Genomic DNA, 25,239 nt, shown 5'->3' on the forward strand with positions numbered 1-25,239 from the left:
AAGGACACGAACGCCATGACTGATATCAATGTCCCCGAACTGGGTGAATCCGTATCCGAAGCCACGGTCGGCAGCTGGAATTTTTCCGAAGGCGACACGGTGAAGAAGGATGACATTCTGGTCGAGCTGGAGACCGACAAGGTGTCCATCGAGGTGCGCGCCGAAGAAGACGGTATCCTGACCCAGATTGTTGCGGCTGAAGGTGAAACGGTCGAGATCGGGGCGCGGCTCGCCGTGATCGGTGGCGACAAAAAAGACGATCAGAAGGCTGCTGACGACACCTCGGATGACAGTGATTCGAGCGAGGACGACGACACTGCGGACGAATCCGCAGAAGCGAAAGACGAGGCCGACGCCGGCTCTGGAAAAGACGAGTCCACTGACGATGAGGATTCTTCTAACGAAGACGAAAGCGCCTCCGCAGACGCATCGCGCAGCGATGACAGCCTCGTCGATGCCAAAATCCCGGAAATGGGCGAGAGCGTCTCCGAAGGCACGGTCGGGGCCTGGCTGGTCGATGTCGGCGCCGCGGTGAAAAAGGATCAGGCGCTGGTCGAGATCGAAACCGACAAGGTCGCCGTTGAAGTGCCGTGCCCGGTCGATGGCGTCTTGGAAGAGCGCAAGGCCGAAGAGGGCGACATGGTCGCCCCCGGTGATGTGATCGCTCGTATCCGCGAAGGCGGCGCGGCAAAAGCCGGTACCCCGGAAAAGGATCAGCCCAAAAAAGACGCCAAGGCCGAGGGCAAGCCGGCCGCGTCATCCGACGTGAAGGCCATGCCGTCGGCAGCGCGTATCGCCGAGGAAAACGACCTCGATCTGGCAAAGGTTGAAGGCACGGGCCGCGACGGACGGGTCACCAAGGGCGACGCTCTGAAAGCCGTTGAAGCCGGCGCGCGTTCACCCGAACCGGCGGCCCGGCCAGCGGACAAGGCTCCGGCGTCTGCGGCGTCCGGTGACCGCAGTGAAGAGCGGGTGAAGATGACCCGTCTGCGCCAGACCATCGCCCGCCGCCTGAAAGAGGCGCAGGACACCGCCGCCATGCTCACCACCTTCAATGAGGCGGACATGACGGCCATCCTGACGGCGCGCAAGACCCATCAGGACGCCTTTGTCGCCAAGCATGGCGTCAAGCTCGGCTTCATGAGTTTCTTCGTGAAGGCCTGTGTCAATGCGCTGAAGGAAATTCCGAACGTCAATGCCGAGATCGACGGCGACGAGATTGTTTACAAGAATTATTACGATATGGGCGTGGCGGTCTCGACCGAGCGCGGCCTGGTCGTGCCGGTCGTGCGTGATGCTGACACCATGTCTCTCGCCGATATCGAGAAGAAAATCATCGAGCTCGGCACCAAGGCGCGCGATGGAAAGCTCTCGATCAACGAGATGCAGGGCGCAACCTTCACCCTTTCCAATGGCGGGATTTTCGGCTCGTTGCTGTCAACGCCGATCCTGAATGCGCCGCAATCGGGCATTCTCGGCATGCACAAGATTCAGGAGCGCCCGGTCGCGGAGAATGGCCAGGTGGTGATCCGCCCGATGATGTATCTGGCGCTCTCCTATGATCACCGCATTGTCGACGGCAAAGAAGCCGTCACCTTCCTCGTCCGCGTCAAGGAAGCCCTGGAAGACCCGCAGCGTCTTCTGTTTGATATCTAGGGCAATCGTCACGCCGTCATCCCGGACAGGCGTCAGCCTGATCCGGGACCTCTGCCGGAACATTGGCGGCACGGCATGGGTTCCGGGTACTCGCCTTCGCTCGCCCCGGAATGACGCGGTTCATTACCCGCCGCAGAAGCGCGAACACATTTTCCTGAAACTCACAACGCTCCCCTCCCCTTTCGTCCGGTTTCGCGCTAGCGTGGTGTCCTCAAGGGGAGGAAATGATCATGTCCGAGATACGCGCAAAAACGCCGCTCTGGTTCTGGATTCTGTCTGTAATCGGCCTGTTATGGTTCGCCATGGGGGCGTTTGACTATACTGCCACTCAATTGCGGCTCGACTTCTACATGTCGAGCTTTACTGAAGAGCAGCTTGCCTATTTCTACGGCTTTCCGGCCTGGTATGAGGCGACCTGGGCAATATCGGTCTGGGGCGCTGTCGCGGGTGCCGTGCTCCTCCTGATGCGGAAGAAGGCGGCGTCGCTGATGTTCCTCATCAGCCTGATCAGCTTCGTCATCGGGGCTATCTACAGCTATGGCTTCACCAATGCGATGGAAATGATGGGCGGTATCGGCTCGGTGATCTTCTCGGCCGTGATCTTCCTGTCCATTCTCGGCTATTTCTGGCTGGCGCGATGGGCCAGCACCCGTGGCATTCTGCGTTAGCGCGTATTGCGCAACCGGCTGAGTCCGGCCAGCAGTCCACCGATGATCGTCCCGGCCAGACCGGCCTCGAGGCCGAGATAGACGAAGGCTTCCCATGCGAACGGCTCGGTCGGGCGTACGGCTCCGAGGCCGACAATGATGGCGATGGCGCCGGCCAGGCCAATAGCGGCACCGATCAGCCCGCCCTTGAGAATACCGCGCGCGAGCGTCCGCCGCGGACGTTTTGCGTCTTGATTCTGGGTTGTGAAGGCCATTCCGTCCTCCTCTTCCGCTTGAGAGGATAACGTTGCTTCGCGGCAGCAGGTTCCATCGGGGCGGCGGCGCGAATTGCCGCCGGGTCAGTCCCGGGCCTTGTCGAAAACGGTCCTGAGCTTGGTGAGAAACGGCAGGGCCGCCGCCGCCTCGTCCGCAGAGATGTTTTCGGCGATCGGCGCCAGTGCCGGGACCGCCATCATCAGTGCTTCATTTCTGCGGGCGAGGCCCGCGGGCGTCAGGCTGACCTGCTTGCTGCGGCCATCGTCCGGGGCCGGTTCGACGCAAACATAACCCTTCGCTTCCATCCGTTTGACCGTATTGGTGATAGCGCCCTTGGTGACCTGCAATGCGCTGGCCAGCCGGGCCGGGCTCCAACCGCCGCCCAGGCGGGCGAGGTGATGTAGCAGAGTAAAGTGCGACAGCCGCATATCATCAGGCAGAACACGTTCAAAAGCAGTCGAGCTCAGCTGATGGATAATTCCGATCTCGGTGAGGACAGAAAACAGGTCATCCGGGGGGGGAGGAGAATCGCTCATCCGGCCAGCTTACGCGCTCTCACGCAATCGGGTCTCCAGCGGCCAGCGGGGCGCTTCAGATACCGGGCGGGCATATCCCAGACGCGCGAGCATCTGTAGCGTCCCACCCTCGGGTGCGAGCCGCTGATGCACCTCGCGATACAGCTCGGCCATCTCCGGGTATTCCTGCAGGGACTGGCTCATGGGCTGCATGGCCAGGCCGTCGCGAGTCGCGGACAGTGCCGCCCGCAGATAAGCTGCACCGGCATCAATCTGCTCCGCGCGGGTATTGCTGCTCGTTCGCATCCAGAAGAACGCCATGGCGGTTTGCGACCAGCCTGCCTGCATGGACAGGCTTTCGCCAAAGGCGCGATGATCGGGATCAGCCATGGTTTCGGTCGTCATGATGCCCGCTATTTGCAGCGCCTCCATCATGGCACCCGTAATGGCTATGCCGTCGGGATGGGCCTCGATCTGGCGGCGGCCGATCCGCATCACATCGAGGCTCTCCTGCCACGTCGCGGGGGTGATCTGCTCAACCCGGCTCGCCTCCTGACACAGGGACCGCAACGCATCGCGGCGCGCCCCGCTTGCGACAAAGCCCGTCGATAGACGGTCTCCAGCGGCTGTTTGCATGGCGGCCAGCGCTGTTTCCGGTACATCTCGTTCAGTGTCGTAGGGGTTTCGATTGGTGCGGCGGTCCGGAATGAAGGCAAATAGGGGGTCGGCCTCGCCGCCCGGCGTCAGGGACATGCGCGCGACGGGGCGCTGATCGAGACGCGGCTGAGGCTCGCCTTCCGGGAAAACCTCGACCTCTGCAGCAAAACCGTCTTCGGCGGCGGCCTGCCGGAATATTTCCAGAAAACACCCAAGCCCGATGGTGATCTGGCGATCAAAGGGGTCCGTCTCAGGGAGCCGCCTGTCCATATCGCAATACAGCACGGCCTCCGTCTCGCTGATCAGGTCGACGATCCAGGGCTGCCGGTTGTGCGGGTTCGGTGCCAGAACCGCCCAGGACAGGGCGCGCCGCATCGGGTCTGGATAGCTACCGGCATTGCGCCAGGGCGCTCGGGCTCCAACGGGCTCGCGGGTTAATACGAAGCCGGTTCCGGCAGCCGCCAGAATGACGGCCGAGCTGCCGAGAATTTGCAGAAAGCGGCGACGGGAAGATGTCATATCACACCTTTAAAGTTTAACGTTAAACGATTATTGGTTTAACGCTCAACTATTGTCAAGGCGCAGCGTTGAACCGGGGTAGAAGCGTGCCTAGATTGGCGTTACACGACAGCGAGTCGCAGACGTGTTCGTTTCATCCATTGCAGGAGCCGCCCCATGTCCGAAGTCTATGATGTCGTCATTATCGGCGGTGGTCCCGGCGGCTATAACTGCGCCATCCGCGCCGGACAGCTGGGGCTGAAGACGGCTTGCGTGGAAATGCGCGAGACGCTCGGCGGCACCTGCCTGAATGTCGGATGCATCCCGTCCAAGGCCTTGCTTCATTCATCGGAATTGTATGAAGCCGCCGCGAAGGATTTCGAGGGGCTGGGCATCAAGGTGAACGGGCTGAGCTATGATCTGCCGAAGATGATGGAAGGCAAGGCCGAGGCCGTGAAGGGCCTCACCGAGGGTGTCGCCTTCCTTCTGAAGAAGAACAAGGTTGACCATATTCGCGGCAAGGGCCGGATTGCGGGCAAGGGGAAAGTCGAAGTCGACGGCCCCGACGGCAAGCAAACCCTTGAGACCAAAAACATCGTGATCGCGACAGGCTCGGAGGTGACGCCTCTGCCCGGCGTCGAGATTGACGAGGAGCGGATTGTTTCGTCCACCGGTGCACTGGAATTGAGCGAAGTGCCGAAAAAACTCGTCCTGATCGGGGCGGGCGTGATCGGCCTTGAGCTCGGCTCGGTCTGGCGCCGCCTGGGTGCCGAGGTGACGGTGGTTGAATATCTCGACCGCATTCTGCCCGGCATCGACAGCGAAATCGCCAAACAGGCCCAGCGCATTTTCAAGAAGCAGGGCTTTGCTTTCGAGCTGGCCCGCAAGGTGACCGGCATCGAGAAGACCGGGGACGGCCTGACCATTGCCACCGAGGCCGCCGATGGCGGCAAGGAGAAGTCCTTCGAGGCGGATGTCGCCATCGTCTGCATTGGCCGGCGGCCCTATACGAAAGGGCTCGGGCTGGAGAATGTCGGAATCGAGCCGGACAAGCGCGGCTTCATTGCCAATGATCAGTTCCAGACCAGCGCCGAAGGCGTCTGGGTTGTGGGCGACTGTACCCACGGGCCCATGCTGGCGCACAAGGCCGAGGATGAAGGCACAGCCTGCGCCGAGCGCATCGCCGGCAAGGCCGGGCACGTCAATTACGGCGCCATTCCGGGCGTCGTCTATACCCACCCGGAAATTGCCTCGGTCGGCGCCACCGAAGAAAAGCTGAAGGAAGAGGGCCGCAAATACAAGACCGGCAAATTCTCCTTCATGGCCAATTCCCGGGCGCGGGCGAACCATGAGACCGACGGCATGGTCAAGCTGCTGGCCGATGCCGAGACGGATGAATTGCTAGGGGCCCACATGATCGGCAAGGGTGTGGGAGAGATGATCGCCGAGCTTTGCCTGGCGCTGGAATTCCGGGCGTCGTCGGAAGACATAGCCCGCACCTCTCACCCGCACCCGACCATGACCGAAGCCATCCGGCAGGCGGCGATGGGCGTCGAGGGCTGGACGATGCAGGCGTAAAAAAAAACCCATTCTGACAAAAAGTTCAGAACGCGAATCAGCAAATCATGCTATAAACGCCCCCGTCAGGCTGGCGTTTGCGAGGCGTTCTGGTCTGTGTTCGGACAATGAGATTTTTCGGCGGCTATGTTGCAGGCCGCCTTGCTGTGCAGGATGTCGCCCATGTTGGCTATCAATGCAGAACGACTGAAACTGGTGGCGCTGGATGCGCGCCTGGCCGGTCTGCAATCGCGGGCGCCGGCGGCCTTTTTCGAGGCCTTGAATGTCATGTCCGAAGCCAGCTGGCCGCCGGACCTGATGGATCAGCCGGCCATGAATGCGTGCGAATTGAAGCTGACAGAACATCCCGGCACGGAAGGCTGGTATTTCTGGGCGTTCATCTGGCCGGACTTTATCGGCGGCATGGACCGCCTTGTCGGCGGCGGCGGGTTCAAGGGGCCTCCCGGCAAGGACGGCGTGGTTGAAATCGCCTATTCCATGCTGACCTCGTTTCGCGAACAGGGTCTGGCGACCGAAGCCGTCAATGCCCTCATCGACTGGGCCTTCTCCACGGGTCAGATCCGCGAAGTTATCGCCGAGACCCTCCCGCATCTGATTGCGTCACAACGGGTTCTGGAAAAGACGGGATTCGTCGAGGCGGGCACGCGCGAGGAAGATGGCGTGACGATTGTCCGTTTCGCCCTGCAGCGCGAACGCGCCGCAGCCTAAGCGCCGGTCAGCCGCCGCAATTCATCCAGATAGGTGATCCAGGCCTTGCGTCCCGCCGGGGTCAGCGCCAGCGTTGTGCGGGGGCGCCGTTTGACAAACCTTTTATCCACCGCGACGTAGCCCGCCTCTTCCAGCTTGCGCATGTGGACGGACAGATTTCCATCCGACGCCCCGGTTTTCTCTTTCAGCTCGGTAAAACTCGCCGTGCTCACCGAAGAGAGATAGGCCATGATGCCCAGGCGCAATTTGCCGTGAATGACCTCGTCCAGCGCTGCGGCGTTGAACTCTGCATCACTCATGGCTGGACGCGGGCTCCTTGCCCATCAGCCGCATGCCGGGCACGACCGCCGCAAACAGAATGATCGCTGCGATCAGAAGATAAAGCTCGGGCCGGCCGTAAAACGCTGGCGATAGAGCGGCTCCGGCAATCGACATCCAGGCCGGACCGTAAAGCCATTTTTCCGACGACAGCGCGGCTGTGACGGCAAAAGCGATGGAATAGCCAAACAGCGCAATCGTCAGGATGGAATCAAACAGGACCGGCGAGGCATCCAGCGCCGTCACGGAAAACAGCACGCCCGCCAGATATAGGCCGATGCCGATGCCGACATATTGCCAGGCAACCCGGTATACGCGGTTCCCGATCGAGCCGATGCCGGGTTTGGTCGATAATCCGCGGGCGGCGACGAAATTGGCCAACAATCCGATGACGCCATAGGCCAGCCAGACGGCCCCCACATATTGGGGCTCTATCGGAATGACCTCCGCCAGGATCGACCAGTGCGCCACACACGCGATGACGGCAAGTCCGCCCCAAATCACCAGAAATCGCCCGCCGATCAGCGGCGCCTGCGCACCCGATTCCGCGACATTGCGCAGATAGTCCAGATCCGTATTGCTTGAGTCCGTCATGACTTCCTCCAAAGAACTTTGAAATACAAAGTATCAGATCTGGAGCAGGAAGCAAGAGGGGTGAAAAGCGCCGGGCGGACGGCGAGGAAAGGGTCGGCCAGGGCGAGTTTGAAAAAACGTCTGAAACGGCTGGAAATCCTGCTTTTCCGGGTGAAGCCGGGTAGAGAGCGAAGCGGCAGGGCGGGGCCAGGGGAAAGGGCAGATCAGGCCAATCCCGGTATCAGCGCCGCCGGGCGCGTGGATGCGCAGCGGCATGAACGGCCGTCAGATGCGCGCCTTCGACGGCCGCATAGACCTGCGTGGTCGACAGGCTGGCATGTCCCAGCAATTCCTGGATCGTGCGCAGATCACCGCCGCCTGCCAGAAGATGGGTGGCAAAGCTGTGCCGCAGCGCATGCGGCGTGGCGCTGGCGGGCAGGCCCAGCCGGGACCGCAGATTGACGACGAGCTCCTGCACGGCCCGTGCACCCAGTGCGCCGCCGCGTAAAGCGCGGAAGACCGGCTCGCCGGAATCCGGGCTGAACGGGCTGAGCGCGACATAGGCCGCCATCGCCTCGCGGACGGCCGGCAGGACCGGCACCAGCCGCGTTTTCTGGCCCTTGCCGGTCACGCGCAGGACATCGCCGAGTGGCAAGTCCTCCACCGTGATCGCCAGCGCTTCGCTGATCCGGAGGCCGCATCCATAGAGCATAAGCAGCACTGCTGCATCGCGGGCAGCGATCCAGTCGGGCATATCCCGCGCGCCGGTCTCGGCAATCATCTGCCGGGCGGCATCAGCGCTCACGGGCTTGGGCAGGCTGCGCGGCACTTTCGGCGTTTCGACGAGCCCGAGCGCGCTGCATTCGACGCCGCGGCGTTTTTCCAGATAGCGATAGAAGCTGCGCACCGAAGACAGGAACCGCGCGAGGGATCGCGCGGAGACACCATCGCGCCGCCGATCCGCCAGCCAGGCGCGAAAATCGGTGGCCTTCAGATCACCCAGATGTCGAAGAGTCAGGCGTGTCCCGCGATGGGCGAACTGGAAGTTCAGAAAGGCCGAGACATCCCGGCCATAACTTTCAAGCGTTTTCGGGCTGTAACGCTTCTCGCCGGCCAGATAGCCCAGCCAGTCGTCCAATGCCGTATCGGCAGACGTGCTCAGGTCTCGCTCAGCCATTTATCCATCAGGCGCTCGACGGCGCGGGCGACGAAATTCAGGATTTCCGTGCCCTGTCCGGTATGAAACTGGTCGGGTTCGGTTGCCGCCAGCGCCAGCAGCCCGGTGCGGCCCCCGGCCTCAATCCGGCAGAGGGCGTGACTGCCCATGTCTTCGCCATAGAGCGTGCGCGCGGTTCGTGGGGCACAGCCGCCGGTGAAGTCATTCTCGTCGCCCAACAGCTCGTCTGCCAGACCTTGCCCGCAGGCATGAATGGCTTCGGACACTATCATCGGCGTTGCGCCTTCAAGAAACAGGCGGACCTTTTCAACGCCCAGCGCGGCCGGGGCTTCCCAGGCGAGTTTGTAGTCCAGCTCGTCCAGACCGGCACATTCCATCAGCGACAGAACAAACATCTGGGCCCGCGCCAGCAAAGCCAGATTATTGCGAGCATGATCCGCAATCGCCTGCTCGCGCCGCTTCAGCGCGCGAACCTCGTCCAGCAGCTTCTCGCGCACCACAAAGCCCAGATCCGCCACACCCCTGGCAGCAGGTGCCGCTGCCAGATGCGACAGCAATTCGGTGTCTTCGCGAACCCAGTCGGGATTATTCATCAGCATCTGGCGCACCATGGCGCGATCCATCGCATCGGGCGCAGCGCCCGGCTGTGTCGTAAAATCTGTCAATGTCCCACCATCCGTTTTCGGATTTGTATTGAGGCCTTTATAGCCGACAGGCATTGGCGTTCCGTAAACGCGGCAGAAGATCATTTGCAGAACCGATGCGAACTCCCACTATGGAGGTATGAGTCGCACGCCCCCTCTCAAAGCCAAGGCCTCCATCCTGTTTCCCATGCCCTTGCCGGAACCGTTCGATTATGCGGTGCCGGACGGGATGGAGCTGCGTATCGGCGACCATGTTCGCGCGCCGCTGGGCAAGCGCTCGGCGCGCGGCGTCGTCTGGGCGCTCTCGTCCGATGATGGCAGCCGCAATCTCAAAAGTGTCGAGAGCGTTTATGAAGCCCCGCCCCTCTCGGAGGCGATGATCGAATTTGTAAACTGGTCAGCGCGATACCTGGTGCAATGGCCGGGGCTGGTCCTGCGCATGGTGTTACGCAGCGAGGATTCGCTCATGCCATCGCCCACCGAAATCCAGTTTGACGCGGCGGGAGACCTGCCCGCGCGCATGACCGAGGCGCGAACCCGTGTCATCGAGGCCGTCACCGAATATGGGCCGAATTCCGCGGCGGAACTGGCGCGTCTGGCCGGCGTGACGCCCGGCGTGGTGTCGGGGCTGGCCAAGGCCGGCGGTCTGGTGCGGATCGAGCGCCCGGCGGACCCGCCGTTCGATCCGCCGGATCCGGACGGGCCGGGCGTCGATCTGGTCCCGCAACAGGCCGAGGCCGCGGATCAGCTGAAACGCATGATTACTGCCGGCGGCTTTCAGGCGGCTTTGCTGGATGGCGTGACGGGTTCGGGCAAGACGGAAGTCTATTTCGAGGCCATAGCCCATTCGTTGCGCCGAGACCCGGATGCACAGATTCTCGTCCTTCTGCCCGAAATTGCCCTGACCCGCGCCGTGACCGCGCGATTTATATCGCGTTTTAACGCCGAACCGGCGCTTTGGCATTCCGATCAGGGTCACAAGGAACGCCGCCGAATCTGGCGGGAGGTCAATGAGAATCGCGCACGGATTGTCATTGGCGCGCGCTCGGCTCTGTTCCTGCCTTTCCAGAATCTGCGCCTTATCGTCGTCGATGAAGAACATGACGCGACCTACAAGCAGGGCGACGGATTGCATTATCAGGCGCGCGATCTGGCAGTCGTGCGGGCACGGGCCTCGCAAGCGCCCATCGTCATGGCGTCGGCCACGCCCTCGATTGAAAGCCTCGCGAATGCGCGGGCCGGGCGCTATGCCTATATCCAGCTTCCCGACCGCATCGGCAAAGCGGTTCTGCCCGAAATCACGACCATCGATCTTCGCGAGGAACCGAACCGGCCCGCGAGGGGGATGTGGCTTTCCAATCCTCTGGTCGAGGCGATGGCCGAGACGCTGGCGCGCAAGGAGCAGGTGCTTTTGTACCTGAATCGGCGAGGCTATGCGCCGCTCGTCCTGTGCCGCGATTGCGGACACAAGATGAAATCGCCCGCTGTCGACGCCTATCTGACAGAGCATCGTTATACAGGACGGCTGATCTGCCATCTCACCGGCTTTTCCATGCTGCGCCCCGACAAATGCCCGGAATGCGGGGCCATTGATTCCCTGACCAGTGTCGGGCCGGGCGTCGAGCGAGTGGCCGAAGAAGCCAGGGCGCGTTTTCCCGACGCGCGCATCGAAATCCTCTCCTCAGATACGGCTCACTCAGCCGAGAAATTGCTGGCGCTGATCGACCGCATGGAGCGCGGCGAGATTGATATTCTCGTCGGCACACAGATTGCCGCCAAGGGCCATAACTTCCTCAACCTCACCCTCATTGGTGTCGTCGATGCCGATCTGGGTCTGGCCGGCGGCGACCCGCGCGCCGGCGAACGAACCTATCAGACGCTGGTTCAGGTCGCGGGGCGGGCGGGCCGGGCTGATCGTCCGGGCCGGGCCTTTCTGCAAACCCATGATCCGGAACATGATGCCATCGCCGCATTGGTCGCCGGTGACCGGGATCGCTTCATGGAAACCGAAACCATGGCCCGCGAACTGCTCGGCCTGCCGCCCTATGGCCGGCTCGCGGCGATTATCATTTCAGCCAGAGACCCCTCGCAAGCCGATGCGGTGGCGCGGGAATGGGCCCGCAAGGCGCCGAACGCCGACGGCATCCAGATCTGGGGACCGGCCGAACCGCGCTATGGCATGGTCCGGGGCTGGCACCGGCGGCGCATGCTGATCCGCGCAGATCGGGATGTCGACCTTTCCGCCTGGCTCTGGGCCTGGAAGAAAAACATGAAACCGGTTTCATCGGTCCGCGTTACAATAGACATTGAACCCTACAGTTTTGTCTGACGCGCCAGCGTAAACGGCGAGAGATCGACCGGCGGCGGTAGATCCAGCGCCAGTGCCACAGCCGCTTCGCCGACCGCCGGCGCGAACTTGTAGCCATGGCCCGAACAGGCCGCGACCAGCACCATGTCCGGAAGATCGGCAGCGTGATCAATCACGAATCGTCCATCTTCCGTGTTGGTGAAGCGGCAAACCTCGAACCGGTCCGGCGGCGGACAGTCCGGCAAGACAGCTTTCAGGCAGCCGGTCAGAATCCGGCGGTCTTCGGCATCCACCTCGCTGGACCCGCAATGCGACGGGCCGCGCTGCCGGCGATGATGGTAGAGACCGAGTTTCCATCGCCCCGGCTCGGCGGCCGGCAAGAGATAGACGCGCCGGCCATCATCCAGTTCGCGCTGGAAAGGCGGCACATCGCCGTCCGGCCCGTCAAAATAGCCCACAACCTGCCGCTCGACGGTCAGGACGTTCTGAAGGCCGGGATAAAAGCGGTCAGCCCAGGGTCCGGCGGCGTTGATCACGCGGCGGACGCGCGAATCACCCTTATGGGTGCGGATCACAAATCCGTCTGTATCCGGCGTGACACTCAGAACCGGCGTTTCCCAGTTCAGGTCGGCACCGTTGTCCTGCGCCAGCCTGGCCATGGCCATATTGGCGCGGTCGCTCAACAGAACACCGCTCTCGCGAGACATGATGGCCGCACACGTGTCCGGAAGGTTCAGGGCGGGCCAGCATTCATTGACCGTCATCGCATCCATCAGAATACACGGGCGGTCATACATGTCGGCGCAGGCCTGCACTTCCCGAAGCAGCGCGGAGCCTTCGGCCGCGATATCCAGACCGCCGCGGGCTTCGAGCAGCGTTTCGCCGGCGTCCGCTTCGAGCATTCCCCAGAGCGCATAGCCGCGGTCAAGCAGCGGCATATAGACCCGTCCTTCGCTGTAGAGGCCGCGAATCATCCGGGTTTCGCCATGGCTGGAGCCCTGGCGGTGATTCTGTGGGAACTGGTCAAAACCGATGATTCTGGCCCCGGCGCGGCTTGCCGCCCACGCACTGGCCAGGCCCATCGCGCCCAGACCGATTACCCCGATATCGTGCATGCCACTCTCCCCATTGTGCATGCCGAACGCCCCGCGGTCACTTTTCGTGCTTTTTCTGAAGCAATCAAGCCATGCCGATAATGACGCAAGCGGGTTGCCGCCTGATAGGCCCTATGCTAAGCGGGCGCGCAACTGGAGAAGCGCGCGTCTCAAGGGCGAAAGCGTGCTTCAGATTTCGCAATGTTCTCAAGTATTTGGCGGTTGATCAAATCGACGCGCAAATACAATCAGCAAAGGCAGGCGACAGAACGGTCAGATGAGTGGTGATCACGTAACAATCACCGGCGCAGCCGGACGGTATGCCAGCGCCCTGTTCGAGCTGGCTTCGGACGCCAAATTGGCGGACAAGGTCGAAGCCGACATGGCTGCTCTGGGCGAGTTGCTGGCAGGCAGCGAGGAGCTGTCGGCCGCGCTGAAAAGCCCGATGGTCGATGGCGATGCCAAATCCGGAATCATCACGGCGATTGCCGAAAAGGCCGGTTTTCAGGATATGACCCGGAACGCGCTGAAAGTGGCGGCTGAAAACGGCCGCGCCGGCGAGTTCGGGCTGATTGCAGCGGCCTATGCCAAAATGGCGGCTGCGGCGCGCGGTGTGGTATCTGCGGATGTCACCAGTGCTGCCAAGCTGACGGCCAAGGAAATTGACGCTTTGACAGCGTCCTTGAAACGCGCCCTCGGGCGTGAAGTTGACGTCCGGACTCACGAAAATCCGGACATTCTCGGCGGGCTGATCGTTCAGGTCGGTTCGCGCATGTATGATTCCTCCCTTCGGACCAAGCTCGACGGGCTCCGGACAGCGATGAAAGAGGCTTAGAAGCGCCATGGACATCCGTGCTGCGGAAATTTCCGCAATTCTCAAAGATCAGATCAAGAATTATGGCGCCGACTCGAAAGTCTCGGACGTTGGCCAGATCCTGTCCGTAGGTGACGGGATTGCCCGCGTCTACGGCCTCGACGAGGTTCGCGCCGGTGAGCTCGTGGAATTCCCGGGCGGGGTGAAGGGCATGGCTCTGAACCTGGAGCGCGACAATGTCGGTTGCGTGATTTTCGGCGAAGACCGCGGCCTGAAAGAAGGCGATACGGTCAAGCGTCTCGGCTCCATCGTGGACACCGGTGTTGGCAAGGGTTTCCTTGGCCGCGTCGTGAACGCGCTGGGCGAGCCGATTGACGGCAAGGGCCCGATTGATGCGACCGAGCGCCGCCGCGTGGACGTGAAGGCCCCGGGCATCATCCCGCGGAAGTCCGTGCACGAGCCCATGGCGACCGGCATCAAGTCCGTCGATGCCATGATCCCGATTGGCCGGGGTCAGCGCGAGCTGATCATTGGCGACCGTCAGACCGGCAAGACCGCCATCGCGATCGACGCCATTCTGAACCAGAAGCAGGTCAATGAAAGCGATGACGAGAGCAAGAAGCTCTATTGCGTCTATGTCGCTGTCGGCCAGAAGCGCTCCACCGTTGCCCAGATCGTGAAAACGCTCGAGGAAAACGGCGCCATGGAATACACCACCGTGGTCGCGGCCACCGCGTCTGATCCGGCTCCGATGCAGTTCCTCGCACCGTTTACCGCGTGTACGATCGGCGAATATTTCCGCGATAACGGCATGCACGCCCTCATCGTCTATGATGATCTCTCGAAGCAGGCCGTGGCCTATCGTCAGATGTCGCTCCTTCTGCGCCGCCCGCCGGGCCGCGAAGCCTATCCGGGTGACGTTTTCTATCTGCACTCCCGCCTGCTGGAACGTGCGGCCAAGATGAATGACGAACTGGGTTCCGGTTCGCTGACCGCCCTGCCGATCATCGAAACCCAGGCCAATGACGTGTCGGCCTATATTCCGACCAATGTGATCTCGATCACCGATGGCCAGATCTTCCTCGAAACCGATCTCTTCTTCCAGGGTATTCGCCCGGCCGTCAACGTCGGTCTGTCCGTGTCCCGCGTGGGCTCTGCGGCTCAGACGAAGGCGATGAAGCAGGTTGCCGGCAAGATGAAGGGTGAACTCGCCCAGTACCGTGAAATGGCGGCCTTTGCCCAGTTCGGTTCCGATCTCGACGCTGCCACGCAGCGTCTGCTCAACCGGGGCCAGCGCCTGACCGAACTTCTGAAGCAGCCGCAATTCTCGCCGCTGTCGATGGAAGAACAGGTCTGCGTGATCTTTGCGGGTACACGCGGCTATCTCGACAAGATTCCGGTCGGCAATGTGCGCCAGTATGAAGCCGAGCTTCTGCGCCACCTGCATGCCGATCATGCTGAACTTCTGGCGAGCATCCGCGACGAACAGAAGCTGAGCGATGACAGTGAAAGCAAACTGACCTCCGTGGTCGAGGCCTTCACGAAGAACTTCGCTTAGGGTCAGGGTTTAGGAGAGCCGCATGGCTTCGCTTAAAGAGCTTCGCAATCGCATCTCCAGCGTGAAATCCACGCAGAAGATCACCAAGGCGATGCAGATGGTGGCCGCGGCCAAATTGCGCCGGGCACAGGACGCAGCCGAAGCGGCCGGGCCTTATGCCGAGCGCATGGCGTCCGTCATGGCGAATCTGTCGGCCTCGATGAAGGATTCTCCGGGTGCCCCTCCGCTTCTGGTGGGGACGGGCAAGTCCGATTCGGTTCTACTGCTGGTGCTGACAGCCGACCGTGGCCTGTGTGGTGGTTTCAACACCAACATCGCCCGCAAGGCTCGCGAGCGCATTACCGCGCTGCAGGCGGCCGGCAAGACAGTCAGGATCATCACCGTCGGCAAGAAGGGCGCAGACCAGCTCAAGCGCCTCTACAGCGACCTGATCGTGAAGCAATACGATCTCTCGGGTGGCAAGACTGCCGGGCGCGATGCCGCATCGAAATTCGGCCTGATCGTCCGCGACATGTTCGCCGCCGGTGAGTTCGATATCTGCGAGCTCATCTCGTCGGAATTTGTCTCCGTGATTTCGCAGAAGCCGCGGGCCCAGACGCTGATCCCGGCCGTTGATGCGATTGATGAAAGCGTCAATCGCCCCGATCTCGGCGGCGCTGTCTATGAATACGAGCCCGACGAGGAGGAAATCCTCAACGTGCTCCTGCCGCGTTATGTCGATACGATTATCCTGTCCGCCCTGCTGGAAAACGCCGCAGGCGAGATGGGCGCCCGCATGGCCGCAATGGACAATGCCACGCGCAATGCCGGCGAACTGATCGACAAACTGAACCTCGTTTATAACCGCACACGCCAGGCCAAGATCACGACGGAGCTGACCGAAATCATCTCCGGCGCCGAGGCCTTGTAAGAAATACGTCCGCAAAAGGAATTATGCAGATGGCACAGCTCAAGGGACGCGTCGTACAGATTACCGGCGCCGTTGTTGACGTCGAATTTGAAGGCGGCCTGCCGGATATTCTCAACGCTGTTGAAACCAGGAATGGCGAACAGAAACTGGTTCTGGAAGTCGCCCAGCATCTGGGTGAAAACACCGTCCGGACCATCGCCATGGACGCCACGGAAGGCCTGCAACGCGGTGCCGAAGTGAGCGATACCGGCTCGCCGATCACCGTTCCGGTGGGTCCGGGCGTGCTGGGCCGTATCCTGAACGTGACCGGTGACCCGATCGATGAGGCTGGCGAGGTTTCTTTTGAACAACGCGCCCCGATCCACCGTTCCGCTCCGGCCTTTGACGAACAGGCCACGGAAGCTGAAATCCTGCCGACCGGTATCAAGGTCATCGACCTGCTCTGCCCCTACGCAAAGGGCGGCAAGATCGGCCTCTTCGGCGGTGCCGGCGTGGGCAAGACGGTGCTCATTCAGGAACTGATCAACAACATCGCCAAGCTGTTCGGCGGTTACTCGGTCTTCGCCGGCGTGGGTGAACGCACCCGCGAAGGAAACGACCTGTACTGGGAAATGATCGAATCCGGCGTGAACAAGGACCCGTCCAAGGGTTCTGTCGAAGGCTCGCGCTGCGCCCTCGTTTTCGGTCAGATGAACGAGCCTCCGGGTGCCCGCGCACGGGTCGCTCTGGCCGGTCTCGCCCAGGCTGAATATTTCCGCGATGAAGAAGGCAAGGACGTGCTCTTCTTCGTCGACAACATCTTCCGCTTCACACAGGCCGGTTCCGAAGTGTCCGCCCTGCTCGGCCGTATTCCGTCGGCTGTGGGTTATCAGCCGACCCTGGCCACCGACATGGGTGCGCTGCAGGAACGCATTACTTCTACCAAGAAGGGCTCGATCACATCCGTGCAGGCCGTCTACGTGCCCGCAGATGACCTGACCGACCCGGCCCCGGCCACCACCTTCGCCCACCTCGATGCGACGACCACGCTGAACCGCTCGATCGCGGAAAAGGGTATCTACCCGGCTGTGGATCCGCTCGATTCGTCCTCGCGTATCCTCGATCCGCGGATTGTCGGTGAAGAACACTATGAAACGGCCCGCGCCGTGCAGGAAATCCTGCAGCGCTACAAGGCCCTTCAGGACATTATCGCCATTCTCGGCATGGATGAATTGTCCGAAGAGGACAAGCTGACCGTGGCCCGTGCCCGGAAAGTGGAACGCTTCTTCTCGCAGCCGTTCGACGTGGCCCAGATCTTCACCGGCTTCCCGGGTGTTCAGGTGCCGGTCGCCGATACGGTCAAGGGCTTCAAGGCGATTGTCGCCGGTGAATATGATCACCTGCCGGAACCGGCCTTCTACATGGTCGGCACGATCGAAGACGCCGTGAAGAAAGCAGAACAACTGGCCGCTGAAGCCGCCTAGCTTCGCTTTCATATGAATTTGAAAAGGCCGGTCATCACGACCGGCCTTTTCTTTCGGGCGCTGACCCGCCAAACTCGCCGCCAGACCGGGGAGTCCTTTATGAAATTCATCGTCGCTGCCATCAGCCTGCTATTCGTCGCGGCCTCGCCGCCGCCACCACCCCCGCCGGCACCGGATGTCGCTCTCGGTGAGTTTGACGGTTATGACGGCCCGGCGCTTTGGCGGGCCTGGCGGCGGGCGGCCTATGATGCCGCAGCCGATGGCGCGCTGGAGCGCTTTGAAGCCCACAATATCGATCAGCCAGGCGCGGCAATCGAAACCGAAGGTCCGCGCGGCCAGCGCGGTTCGCCTTTCTACTGGACGGAAGTCTTCCGTTTTGCTTTCAACGAAGTCTGCGGGAACGCTAATTGCCAATGGCGCTATCATCAGGTCAGCATTGAAGGCGAAACAACAGATTTTGATGTCATAGCCGAACGTCTGTTTGATGGTGCCGCTGCCGCTGCCTATCTCCGCTCGAACGGGCTGGAGCCCGGTCAGGATATAGGCGGGGAACACCGCGCCTTCGGACGGCAAGCCGAACTGGATGAAGCGGTGGCCGATCGCATTGATCTGGTGACCCATCTGGAAAGCGATTGCGCCGCTGTCGCGCAATGGCAGCAACGTTATGACGGTCAAATGCCTCCGCCGGTCGTGACATCGGAGGGCGAAATACCGCCTCAGCCTCTTCCGCCCCTGCCGTTCAATGTCGCCATGCAGCTCGATATGCCCGGTTGGGCCGTGGGCTCCGATGCGCCCTGGGTGCGCCGCGAGGATAGCCGCGATCGCGCTCTATTGGATTTGCTGGGCGCTTTGCCGCCGAACTGCTGAGCTCAGCGCCGGCAGCGAGTGAAAACAATGCTCCACAAATCGCGCCGGGCCTGTTAAAGAGCGCCGCGAACGCACGAAGGATTCTCCGTCATGGCTGACAAACTTCATTTTGACCTCGTTTCTCCCGAACGCCGCCTGTTCCAGGGCGATGTCGACATGGTGGTGGTCCCTGGCGAAGAGGGCGATTTCGGTGTCCTTCCGGGTCATGCGCCGGTGATGAGCGCGATCCGGTCCGGCGCGATTTCCGTCCATGACGGCTCCGATGTGCGCCGAACCTTCATTCATGGCGGTTTCGCCGAGGTCACGCCGGAAGGCCTGACCGTGCTCGCCGAGGAGGCCATCGATCTGGCGGCTGTTGATCGCGATCAACTGGCGAAGGACCTGACCGATGCGCGCGAGGATATCGGCCTCGCCCGCAATGATCTCGAACGCCAAGTCGCCGAAGCCAAACTTGCCAAGTTCGAGGCGCTGACCGAAGCGCTGAACGGCTGATCGACTTTCTCATCTCTCTCGGCCTGACAGATTTCATCGGCTTTGCCGGCGTCGCCTGCGTCCTGTTTGCCTATTTCTGGCAACAGACAAGGGGCGTGAGCGATGATGACTGGCGCCATCCGGTCATCAATGGTGTGGGTGCTGTGCTCTTGCTGATCTCTTTGATCTACAAGCCCAACCCGGCCTCTATCGCGATTGAATTTTCATGGTTTGCAATCAGCCTGATCGGGCTCGTCAGGGCGCTGAAGAATCGTCAGCGCGCGAAAGCGGAAAACGCCTCCACCACTTCTTCATAGACGGCACGTTTCCAGTCGATGATGAGCGGCGGAATATTCGCCAGCTTCTCCCATCGCCATTCGGCAAATTCCTGTGGCGGGACAGCCGTCAGATCGAAATCCGCGTCGCGTCCGGTGAACCGGAAGGCAAACCAGCGCTGTTTCTGGCCTTTCCATTTATAGCGTTTCTGGTCGGGCCGCGGCGGCAGGCCAGGCGGAAAATCATAGGCAATCCAGTGATCGATCGCGCCGAGAAGCTCCAGGAACTTAAGAATGCCCAGGAAGACCTTGGCGTCGCCAAATCCGATGTCGAAGTCAATCAGGCCCGCGAGCGCGTCGTCCGTCTTGAGGCTATGCGGAGTGCTGTCGCAAACTGAGCCGGCCCGCGCAGACTGACTAAATGAAGATTTTTCTATTCGGCCTTGCTGTCCGGAGCATGACAATGCGCCTTGCGCCAGGCGCTCGGCGTTTCGCCGGCCACATCGTTGAACGCCTTGTTGAAGTTGGAACGGGTCTGGAAGCCGCAATCGAGCATCAGCTCGACCAGCGGCCGGGCCGGATCTGCCTGAATAAGGCGCTGGGCCTCAGCGATGCGCCAGCCATTGATCCAGCGGCTGACGCTGACCCCGAAGCGGTCATTGACAGTCTCCGACACCGTGCGCTGCGGCAGGCCGAGCTGGCGCGCGAGGCGCGCCACGGTTAGCTCTGCGTCGAGCCAAGGACGCGTCTGGGACATATGGACCTCAAGCCGTTCCTGGACCTGCTCGGACCGTGCACCCCCGCGTTGGATCCGCGTCACAATCCAGCTCAAGGGACCGGTCTGGTTCAGGCTGGTCAGCACCAGATAGGCAAGGAAGAACAGGAAACCGGCCATCGTGAATACCAGGGCGCGTGACTGTCTCAGATTATCGCTTTCGGCCAGCTCGACCATGACGAGCCCATCGGCGAGTGCCATCAGGATGAGCCAGCCGCTCACCATGTATTTCCAGCGCCGAGCGGCGGGCAAGGCGGCCTTGATGTGGATCAGGCAGAGACCGCAATAGAGAACGAGGCTGAGAATGATGACCACGTCGAGATAGGCCCCGCTCCCGACAATTTGCCGTGCCAGGGCGAGGCCGGCCGGACCGGTGAGGTGGATCAGATCCCGCGCCGATGGCGTTTCGTCCGGCTGCGTGGTCGAGCGCAGATGCAGGTAGATGACCGGTGCAAGGGCCATCGCTAGGACCGGTCGCCACCAGACCAGTGGGTTACCGATCTCCATTACCGCCAGACTCGTTAGTAGATGCTGGGTCGCAAACAAGGCAAATACCACGGCCAAAAGCCTGTGTGCCAGTTTCGGCTCCGATCGCAGATTGGCCAGAAAGACGGCCATGATCGCCGAGAGTGCAGCGGAGATGTGGAGAACAGACAGCATCCAGACTTGATAAGGCGTCTCGGCCCCGTGGCCAAGATCACGTTTTGATCTGTCCTCAATCGCGTTTCAGGGCGCATGCGGGGCAAAACCCGGCTTTTCTGGCGTCACCGCAAAGGAGGCCCAAATGACTCATCCGCTCGCCCGTTCCCTTTTTGCCATTGCTACTTTCCTCGGCCTGGCTCTGACCCAACCGGCATTTTCGCTGTCGGATTCCGATGTCGATCTCGTGATTCTGAACGCGACCCTGATCAGCCCCGAGCGGGCCACGCCGCTACAGGATGCCTGGGTGAGAGTGAGTGGCGACCGCATTATTGAGGTTGGCAGCGGAGCCATTGATGTGGGCTCTGCGCAAGTGATTGACGCCAATCATGGATACCTGATCCCGGGTCTGATCGACAGTCATGTCCATCTCTATCATGCGACCGGATTGCGCGCCCGCTACACTGATGACCACGTCGCGCTCTACCGCGGCTATATGGAGCAACAGCCTCGCAGCTTCCTGTTCCACGGCTTCACCACCGTGATTGAACTCAATGCCGATGCGGAGACCAATGCCCGCTTCGAAGCTGCCCCGCTTCACCCCCATCTGGTCCATTGCGGCCAGGGGGTCGCACTGTCGGATGGCTTCATGGCGCTCGAACTCGAAGGCGTACCGATTGGGGATGCCTATCCCGGCTATCTGATCGATCACTATGCAGGTGGCCTCATCCCTGACGGCGCAGACCCCGCGGCGCACACGCCTGAGGCCGTTGTGGCGTCAGTTGTCGATCAGGGCGGCCAATGCATCAAGCTCTACTACGAAGAGGCCCTGTGGTGGCCTGAAGGCGCGCCAGCCTTCCGTTTGCCCTCGGTAGCGATCGTGCGTGACGTGGTTGCGGCAGCCCATGCGGCCGGCTTGCCGGTCCTGCTCCATGCGACCACGCCGGCTGGCTATGAGTTCGCCCTCCAGTCGGGTATCGATATTCTGGCCCACGGCATGTGGGAATGGACCGGCCAGTCTTTCACCGACCCCCAGCCCTCCGCGCGCACTGCGGAAATAGCCTGGCGCGTTGCCCATTCTCGCATTGCGGTGCAGCCGACCATTGAGACCATCCGAAATACGGCCAGCCTGTTTGACGCGTCCGTGCTAGCGGATACTGGCTGGGTCGATGCGGTGCCCGCGGCCTATCTCGACTATTTGCGCGGTGAGGCCCAGGTTCAGCGCGAGGATTTTATTGCCATGTTCGGCGCCACGACCGTCGAGGGGAGCGGCAGCGATGATATGGGCGCCGCGCAATCGGCATTTCTGAACCGGTATGAAAACCTGCTTTCGGGGATGTATGCCGAAAATTCCCGCCTCCTGTTCGGCACCGACACGGCCGTTGGCGGCTTCGGCTGGGCCTCCCCTCCTGGACTGGCAGGGTATTGGGAAATGCAGAACTGGGTCGATACTGGCATCACGCTCCAGTCCTTGTTCAGGGCGATGACGATCAATAATGCCGCTGCCTTTGGTCTGGGCAACGAGATTGGTACGATTGAGCCGGGGAAGCGCGCGGATCTCTTGATCCTCCGGTCCAGTCCGCTGCTTGATGTCGCGGCCTATAATCAGATCGATCGGGTAGTTCTGGCCGGCGAAGTGATCGAGCGGTCCAGCCTGTCCGCGCGCTAAATGGAGGTTCCAGATCACCAGGCGCTCGAAAGCCTAGCGCGCGAAAGCGGAAAACGCCTCCACCACTTCTTCATAGACGGCACGTTTCCAGTCGATGATGAGCGGCGGAATATTCGCCAGCTTCTCCCATCGCCATTCGGCAAATTCCTGTGGCGGGACAGCCGTCAGATCGAAATCCGCGTCGCGTCCGGTGAACCGGAAGGCAAACCAGCGCTGCTTCTGGCCTTTCCATTTATAGCGTTTCTGGTCGGGCCGCGGCGGCAGGCCAGGCGGAAAATCATAGGCAATCCAGTGATCGATCGCGCCGAGAAGCTCCAGCTGGTCCGGGCGCGCACCGGTTTCCTCATAGGCTTCGCGGCGGGCAGCCGCCTCGGCGTCTTCACCCTTATCCATGCCGCCTTGCGGGAATTGCCAGATATGCGGGCCGTCGACATCCGCGCGGCGGCCAATCCAGACAAGGCCTTCGGCATTGAACAACACGACGCCGGCATTGGCCCGGTGTTGCGGATAGGGGTCGTCCATCAATGGCTGCTGGATGAAGCGGTTTGCGATCCACCGCGTTCGGCCTGTTGCCGCGCCATGACGGCTGACGGCGGGGCCAGGGCGTAGCCACGCGCCTCGAGCCCTTCGGCCCAGCGGGCGACCTGATCGACGGTCGAGCGATAGGCGAATCCCGCCCCGACCGCGCTGCCATTCTGAAGCGCGAGCGCTTCCAGTGTCAGCAGGCGGTCATCCACCGCAGAAGGTGAGGGGTCTTCATCCAGCACACGATCGGCTATCCCCCACCGCGCACCGGCATTGCCGCCAGCGGCTTCAATCGTCGACCGGCGGCCCGTACCGTCATGCAGGAAAGAGACGCCGCGTTCTTCCAGTGTGGCCATCAGATGGCCGAGCGCCGGTTCGGACGTCGAAAAGCGCGCGCCGAGATAATTCGTCATCGCGAAATAGCCGGTCGCCTGACTCATCAGCCAGTAGAGGCGGCGCGAATTTTCCGAATTCGGCGCATCGGCGAGCAGCGTGTGCGGGCCCGGATCATTATTGGGATAATCAAAGGGCTCCATCGGTACCTCGATCAGCACTTCATGTCCGGCCGCCCGCGCCTGGTCGATCCAGCTTTGAAGATCGCGGGAATAGGGCGCAAAGCTGAGCGCGACTTCCGGCGGCAAGTCGTTGATGGCGGCCTCTGTCACGGCGCGGTTCAGCCCCATCCCGCCAATCACCACGGCAATCATCGGCATGTTGGGATCGCCATGCCAGGGACGGGCATAAGCCTGATCCGGGCGGGTGCCATCCGGACCAATGGCCGGCAGAGGCCCGGACGGTCCCGGCGTTGTGAGGCCGGTCAGCGGTGCGGTCACCAGCGCGTTCGGATTGGTCTGCCCCGCATGTTGGGCTTCTGCGTGAGCCGGATCCGAGCCATCCACCGGGGGTGTGGCTTCAAAGGTTTCCGGAACGCCGGACAGCGATGGCTCGATCTCGGTATCCGGCGAAGTAAATTCGACCGGACGGCGGATGTCGGCGATTTGCACGTCCTGAAGGGCCGGCTCGGGAATGGGGGCGAGAGCTTGCCGGGCGACCGGCGGACGGCCCGCAGGATCGCCGAGAAACGCAATCATCAACGCGCCAATGCCGAACAGCAGCGCGGCCCCCACCCCGGCGAGGGCAGGCGCTTTGAAGGCTTGTGTCGCGCTTGTTGTGTTTCCGCTCATCTTTACCCGGCGTGTCGGCCTGTCAGTCCGACCGAATCAATTCGATCGGACCTCTGGCTGATTGCTGCCCGCTGCCGGGTAAGAAAGGGTTAAGACGGGCGGCTGGACGACCGTTCTATTGCAGTGCGGCCTGTTCCCGCTCGGCCAGGCCTGCCAGAATCTGCAAGGCCCGCTCCAGCTGGAAATCGGTACCTTCATAGTCTTCGGGCGGCTGCTCGATCGTTGCGAGGTTTTCCGCTTCCCGCTCTGTTCCGTCTTCATTCTGAAGAGCACCATCCAGCGCGGATTCGCTGTAGCGGGCTTCGGCGCTCTCCTCGATCGGGCGGAATGCCACGAGCCAGTCCGGCACAATACCGGTGGCCTGAATGGAGCGGCCCGACGGGGTGTAGTAACGGCCCGTGGTCAGGCGCAGACCGCCATCACGACCGCCGCGCAGCGGGATCAGCGTCTGAACCGAGCCCTTGCCGAAGCTGGTGCGGCCAACAAGCGTCGCACGCTCGCGGTCCTGCAGGGCACCCGCAACGATTTCCGACGCACTCGCGGACCCTTCATTGATCAGCACGACCACCGGGGCCCCATTGATCATATCACCCGGACGGGCGTTGAAACGCTGGTTCTCGCCCGGATTGCGATAGCGTGTGGTCACGATCTCGCCGCCATCGAGGAAGGTGTCGGTGACGCCGACAGCCTGATCCAGAAGGCCACCCGGATTGAAACGCAAATCGACAATGACGCCCGGAATCGTGCCACCGAAAGCGTCCCGCATTTCAGCAATCGCCTCATGCAGTGTTTCTGTCGTGTGTTCATTGAAACCGGCAATGCGCAGATAGCCGAAGCCCTCTTCCTCACGCCAGGCCACGGTGCGCAGCGGAATGATTTCGCGCACCAGATTCAGATCGAAATCCTCTTCGCCCTCACGGGCAACGGTGATGGTGACCGGCGCGCCCACAGGGCCGCGCATCAGATCAACGGCTTCATCTGTCGAGAATCCGATGATGGACTCGCCATCAACGCCGATAATCTGATCGCCAGGCTGCAGTCCGGCACGGCCGGCGGGCGTGTCTTCATAGGGCGATACAATCGTGATGCGGTCATCGCGAACGGTAATTTCCATGCCGAGACCGCCATATTCGCCGCGCGTTGACACCTGCATGTCCTGGAAGCTGTCGGGAGAGAGATAGGAGGAGTGCGGGTCCAGACTTTCCAGCATGCCTTCAATGGCCGCTTCGATCAGCGCCGCGTCATCGACATCGGTGACATAATCCGACTCAATCCGGGACAGGACATCGCCGAACAATTCGAGCTGGCGATAAGTGTCTTCGCGGGAATTGTCGAAGCCTTCTGCGGAAACCGCGAGAGCACCGGCGCCAAGAGCGAAAGCAATAGCTGCTGCAATGAAATTCAAACGCATGATCTAACGAGTCCTTTTTATCTCGCCCG

At 61.7% G+C, this 25,239-nt stretch carries 26 protein-coding genes; 13 read left to right on the plus strand and 13 right to left on the minus strand.

Going from position 1 to position 25,239, the window contains the following annotated elements; translation table 11 throughout:
- Positions 1-15 precede the first annotated feature (15 nt).
- Together odhB and HXX25_RS12810 are read left to right on the plus strand one after the other, a co-directional pair.
- A complete protein-coding gene (odhB, locus tag HXX25_RS12805) occupies positions 16-1,656 on the plus strand; it encodes a 2-oxoglutarate dehydrogenase complex dihydrolipoyllysine-residue succinyltransferase (protein ID WP_187166284.1) in 1,641 nt (546 codons plus the stop codon).
- 230 nt (positions 1,657-1,886) lie between these two features.
- On the plus strand, positions 1,887-2,324 hold the full coding sequence (locus HXX25_RS12810) for a hypothetical protein (RefSeq protein WP_187166285.1): 438 nt from the start codon (positions 1,887-1,889) through the stop codon (positions 2,322-2,324).
- Here HXX25_RS12810 and HXX25_RS12815 read toward each other — a convergent pair.
- The 3 genes from HXX25_RS12815 to HXX25_RS12825 form a co-directional block, all read right to left on the minus strand.
- A complete protein-coding gene (locus HXX25_RS12815; protein WP_187166286.1) occupies positions 2,321-2,578 on the minus strand; it encodes a hypothetical protein in 258 nt (85 codons plus the stop codon). The genes HXX25_RS12810 and HXX25_RS12815 overlap by 4 nt on opposite strands.
- Positions 2,579-2,662: 84 nt before the next feature.
- Positions 2,663-3,115, minus strand: a complete 453-nt coding sequence (locus HXX25_RS12820; RefSeq protein WP_187166287.1) for a MarR family winged helix-turn-helix transcriptional regulator — start codon at positions 3,113-3,115, stop codon at positions 2,663-2,665.
- 9 nt (positions 3,116-3,124) lie between these two features.
- On the minus strand, positions 3,125-4,270 hold the full coding sequence (locus HXX25_RS12825; protein ID WP_187166288.1) for a twin-arginine translocation pathway signal protein: 1,146 nt from the start codon (positions 4,268-4,270) through the stop codon (positions 3,125-3,127).
- A 156-nt stretch (positions 4,271-4,426) separates the two neighbouring features.
- On the opposite strand from HXX25_RS12825, the gene lpdA reads away from it, so the two are divergent.
- Positions 4,427-5,827 carry a dihydrolipoyl dehydrogenase gene (gene lpdA, locus HXX25_RS12830; protein ID WP_187166289.1) on the plus strand — a complete coding sequence of 467 codons (1,401 nt, stop codon included), beginning with the start codon at positions 4,427-4,429 and terminating at the stop codon, positions 5,825-5,827.
- Between the two features lie 162 nt (positions 5,828-5,989).
- Positions 5,990-6,535, plus strand: coding sequence for a GNAT family N-acetyltransferase (locus HXX25_RS12835; protein ID WP_187166290.1), 546 nt, complete (start codon positions 5,990-5,992; stop codon positions 6,533-6,535).
- Here the strand turns inward: HXX25_RS12835 and HXX25_RS12840 are convergent.
- The 4 genes from HXX25_RS12840 to HXX25_RS12855 all read right to left on the minus strand — a co-directional run bounded on the left by HXX25_RS12840 (position 6,532) and on the right by HXX25_RS12855 (position 9,322).
- Positions 6,532-6,834 carry a transcriptional regulator gene (locus tag HXX25_RS12840; RefSeq protein ID WP_187166291.1) on the minus strand — a complete coding sequence of 101 codons (303 nt, stop codon included), beginning with the start codon at positions 6,832-6,834 and terminating at the stop codon, positions 6,532-6,534. The genes HXX25_RS12835 and HXX25_RS12840 overlap by 4 nt on opposite strands.
- Positions 6,827-7,447, minus strand: a complete 621-nt coding sequence (locus tag HXX25_RS12845) for a hypothetical protein (protein WP_187166292.1) — start codon at positions 7,445-7,447, stop codon at positions 6,827-6,829. The genes HXX25_RS12840 and HXX25_RS12845 overlap by 8 nt, the downstream gene beginning before the upstream one ends.
- A gap of 220 nt (positions 7,448-7,667) precedes the next feature.
- Entirely contained in the window at positions 7,668-8,603 is a 936-nt protein-coding gene (locus HXX25_RS12850) for a tyrosine recombinase XerC (RefSeq protein ID WP_187166293.1), read from the minus strand.
- Positions 8,585-9,322, minus strand: coding sequence for a DUF484 family protein (locus HXX25_RS12855; RefSeq protein WP_187166294.1), 738 nt, complete (start codon positions 9,320-9,322; stop codon positions 8,585-8,587). Before HXX25_RS12855 ends, HXX25_RS12850 begins: the two co-directional genes overlap by 19 nt.
- A gap of 64 nt (positions 9,323-9,386) precedes the next feature.
- Here HXX25_RS12855 and HXX25_RS12860 point away from each other — a divergent pair, with 64 nt between their 5' ends.
- Positions 9,387-11,576, plus strand: a complete 2,190-nt coding sequence (locus tag HXX25_RS12860) for a primosomal protein N' (RefSeq protein ID WP_187166295.1) — start codon at positions 9,387-9,389, stop codon at positions 11,574-11,576.
- Here HXX25_RS12860 and solA read toward each other — a convergent pair.
- On the minus strand, positions 11,561-12,670 hold the full coding sequence (gene solA / locus HXX25_RS12865; RefSeq protein WP_187166296.1) for an N-methyl-L-tryptophan oxidase: 1,110 nt from the start codon (positions 12,668-12,670) through the stop codon (positions 11,561-11,563). The genes HXX25_RS12860 and solA overlap by 16 nt on opposite strands.
- A 256-nt stretch (positions 12,671-12,926) precedes the next feature.
- Between solA and HXX25_RS12870 the strand changes: the two genes are divergently transcribed.
- The 7 genes from HXX25_RS12870 to HXX25_RS12900 all read left to right on the plus strand — a co-directional run bounded on the left by HXX25_RS12870 (position 12,927) and on the right by HXX25_RS12900 (position 19,049).
- Positions 12,927-13,484 carry a F0F1 ATP synthase subunit delta gene (locus HXX25_RS12870; protein ID WP_187166297.1) on the plus strand — a complete coding sequence of 186 codons (558 nt, stop codon included), beginning with the start codon at positions 12,927-12,929 and terminating at the stop codon, positions 13,482-13,484.
- Between the two features lie 7 nt (positions 13,485-13,491).
- The gene (gene atpA, locus HXX25_RS12875; RefSeq protein ID WP_187166298.1) at positions 13,492-15,021 is read left to right on the plus strand and encodes a F0F1 ATP synthase subunit alpha; all 1,530 of its coding nucleotides are present in this window, start codon (positions 13,492-13,494) and stop codon (positions 15,019-15,021) included.
- A gap of 22 nt (positions 15,022-15,043) precedes the next feature.
- Positions 15,044-15,931, plus strand: coding sequence for a F0F1 ATP synthase subunit gamma (locus tag HXX25_RS12880; protein WP_187166299.1), 888 nt, complete (start codon positions 15,044-15,046; stop codon positions 15,929-15,931).
- Between the two features lie 29 nt (positions 15,932-15,960).
- Entirely contained in the window at positions 15,961-17,394 is a 1,434-nt protein-coding gene (gene atpD / locus HXX25_RS12885) for a F0F1 ATP synthase subunit beta (protein ID WP_187166300.1), read from the plus strand.
- A 99-nt stretch (positions 17,395-17,493) separates the two neighbouring features.
- Positions 17,494-18,261, plus strand: a complete 768-nt coding sequence (locus HXX25_RS12890; RefSeq protein WP_187166301.1) for a hypothetical protein — start codon at positions 17,494-17,496, stop codon at positions 18,259-18,261.
- Between the two features lie 90 nt (positions 18,262-18,351).
- Entirely contained in the window at positions 18,352-18,753 is a 402-nt protein-coding gene (locus HXX25_RS12895) for a F0F1 ATP synthase subunit epsilon (RefSeq protein WP_187166302.1), read from the plus strand.
- 95 nt (positions 18,754-18,848) lie between these two features.
- The gene (locus HXX25_RS12900) at positions 18,849-19,049 is read left to right on the plus strand and encodes a hypothetical protein (RefSeq protein WP_187166303.1); all 201 of its coding nucleotides are present in this window, start codon (positions 18,849-18,851) and stop codon (positions 19,047-19,049) included.
- Here the strand turns inward: HXX25_RS12900 and HXX25_RS12905 are convergent.
- Together HXX25_RS12905 and HXX25_RS12910 are read right to left on the minus strand one after the other, a co-directional pair.
- The gene (locus tag HXX25_RS12905; RefSeq protein WP_187166304.1) at positions 19,007-19,471 is read right to left on the minus strand and encodes a hypothetical protein; all 465 of its coding nucleotides are present in this window, start codon (positions 19,469-19,471) and stop codon (positions 19,007-19,009) included. The two genes, HXX25_RS12900 and HXX25_RS12905, sit on opposite strands and share 43 nt — an antisense overlap.
- Positions 19,441-20,442: a helix-turn-helix transcriptional regulator gene (locus HXX25_RS12910; protein ID WP_187166305.1), complete on the minus strand. Its 1,002-nt coding sequence runs from the start codon at positions 20,440-20,442 to the stop codon at positions 19,441-19,443. The genes HXX25_RS12905 and HXX25_RS12910 overlap by 31 nt, the downstream gene beginning before the upstream one ends.
- Positions 20,443-20,566: 124 nt before the next feature.
- Here HXX25_RS12910 and HXX25_RS12915 point away from each other — a divergent pair, with 124 nt between their 5' ends.
- Positions 20,567-22,090, plus strand: a complete 1,524-nt coding sequence (locus HXX25_RS12915) for an amidohydrolase family protein (protein ID WP_187166306.1) — start codon at positions 20,567-20,569, stop codon at positions 22,088-22,090.
- Between the two features lie 33 nt (positions 22,091-22,123).
- Here the strand turns inward: HXX25_RS12915 and HXX25_RS12920 are convergent, their stop codons facing one another.
- The 3 genes from HXX25_RS12920 to HXX25_RS12930 all read right to left on the minus strand — a co-directional run bounded on the left by HXX25_RS12920 (position 22,124) and on the right by HXX25_RS12930 (position 25,210).
- Positions 22,124-22,612 (minus strand): RNA pyrophosphohydrolase, encoded by a 489-nt coding sequence (locus tag HXX25_RS12920; RefSeq protein WP_187166307.1) that lies wholly within the window; start codon positions 22,610-22,612, stop codon positions 22,124-22,126.
- Entirely contained in the window at positions 22,612-23,799 is a 1,188-nt protein-coding gene (locus HXX25_RS12925; protein WP_187166308.1) for a divergent polysaccharide deacetylase family protein, read from the minus strand. Before HXX25_RS12925 ends, HXX25_RS12920 begins: the two co-directional genes overlap by 1 nt.
- Positions 23,800-23,914: 115 nt before the next feature.
- Complete coding sequence (locus HXX25_RS12930; RefSeq protein WP_187166309.1) at positions 23,915-25,210, minus strand: S41 family peptidase; 1,296 nt, start codon at positions 25,208-25,210, stop codon at positions 23,915-23,917.
- Positions 25,211-25,239 lie beyond the last annotated feature (29 nt).

This window comes from Hyphobacterium sp. CCMP332 (assembly GCF_014323565.1).
In the GTDB taxonomy this organism is placed as follows: Bacteria; Pseudomonadota; Alphaproteobacteria; order Caulobacterales; family Maricaulaceae; genus Hyphobacterium.

Excerpts from the sequence above, each read along its gene's own strand:
- odhB (WP_187166284.1), top strand. The coding sequence starts at position 16 with ATGACTGATATCAATGTCCCCGAACTGGGTGAATCCGTATCCGAAGCC.
- HXX25_RS12810 (WP_187166285.1), top strand. The coding sequence starts at position 1,887 with ATGTCCGAGATACGCGCAAAAACGCCGCTCTGGTTCTGGATTCTGTCT.
- HXX25_RS12815 (WP_187166286.1), bottom strand. The coding sequence starts at position 2,578 with ATGGCCTTCACAACCCAGAATCAAGACGCAAAACGTCCGCGGCGGACG.
- HXX25_RS12820 (WP_187166287.1), bottom strand. The coding sequence starts at position 3,115 with ATGAGCGATTCTCCTCCCCCCCCGGATGACCTGTTTTCTGTCCTCACC.
- HXX25_RS12825 (WP_187166288.1), bottom strand. The coding sequence starts at position 4,270 with ATGACATCTTCCCGTCGCCGCTTTCTGCAAATTCTCGGCAGCTCGGCC.
- lpdA (WP_187166289.1), top strand. The coding sequence starts at position 4,427 with ATGTCCGAAGTCTATGATGTCGTCATTATCGGCGGTGGTCCCGGCGGC.
- HXX25_RS12835 (WP_187166290.1), top strand. The coding sequence starts at position 5,990 with ATGTTGGCTATCAATGCAGAACGACTGAAACTGGTGGCGCTGGATGCG.
- HXX25_RS12840 (WP_187166291.1), bottom strand. The coding sequence starts at position 6,834 with ATGAGTGATGCAGAGTTCAACGCCGCAGCGCTGGACGAGGTCATTCAC.
- HXX25_RS12845 (WP_187166292.1), bottom strand. The coding sequence starts at position 7,447 with ATGACGGACTCAAGCAATACGGATCTGGACTATCTGCGCAATGTCGCG.
- HXX25_RS12850 (WP_187166293.1), bottom strand. The coding sequence starts at position 8,603 with ATGGCTGAGCGAGACCTGAGCACGTCTGCCGATACGGCATTGGACGAC.
- HXX25_RS12855 (WP_187166294.1), bottom strand. The coding sequence starts at position 9,322 with ATGCCTGTCGGCTATAAAGGCCTCAATACAAATCCGAAAACGGATGGT.
- HXX25_RS12860 (WP_187166295.1), top strand. The coding sequence starts at position 9,387 with ATGAGTCGCACGCCCCCTCTCAAAGCCAAGGCCTCCATCCTGTTTCCC.
- solA (WP_187166296.1), bottom strand. The coding sequence starts at position 12,670 with ATGCACGATATCGGGGTAATCGGTCTGGGCGCGATGGGCCTGGCCAGT.
- HXX25_RS12870 (WP_187166297.1), top strand. The coding sequence starts at position 12,927 with ATGAGTGGTGATCACGTAACAATCACCGGCGCAGCCGGACGGTATGCC.
- atpA (WP_187166298.1), top strand. The coding sequence starts at position 13,492 with ATGGACATCCGTGCTGCGGAAATTTCCGCAATTCTCAAAGATCAGATC.
- HXX25_RS12880 (WP_187166299.1), top strand. The coding sequence starts at position 15,044 with ATGGCTTCGCTTAAAGAGCTTCGCAATCGCATCTCCAGCGTGAAATCC.
- atpD (WP_187166300.1), top strand. The coding sequence starts at position 15,961 with ATGGCACAGCTCAAGGGACGCGTCGTACAGATTACCGGCGCCGTTGTT.
- HXX25_RS12890 (WP_187166301.1), top strand. The coding sequence starts at position 17,494 with ATGAAATTCATCGTCGCTGCCATCAGCCTGCTATTCGTCGCGGCCTCG.
- HXX25_RS12895 (WP_187166302.1), top strand. The coding sequence starts at position 18,352 with ATGGCTGACAAACTTCATTTTGACCTCGTTTCTCCCGAACGCCGCCTG.
- HXX25_RS12910 (WP_187166305.1), bottom strand. The coding sequence starts at position 20,442 with ATGCTGTCTGTTCTCCACATCTCCGCTGCACTCTCGGCGATCATGGCC.
- HXX25_RS12915 (WP_187166306.1), top strand. The coding sequence starts at position 20,567 with ATGACTCATCCGCTCGCCCGTTCCCTTTTTGCCATTGCTACTTTCCTC.
- HXX25_RS12920 (WP_187166307.1), bottom strand. The coding sequence starts at position 22,612 with ATGGACGACCCCTATCCGCAACACCGGGCCAATGCCGGCGTCGTGTTG.
- HXX25_RS12925 (WP_187166308.1), bottom strand. The coding sequence starts at position 23,799 with ATGAGCGGAAACACAACAAGCGCGACACAAGCCTTCAAAGCGCCTGCC.
- HXX25_RS12930 (WP_187166309.1), bottom strand. The coding sequence starts at position 25,210 with ATGCGTTTGAATTTCATTGCAGCAGCTATTGCTTTCGCTCTTGGCGCC.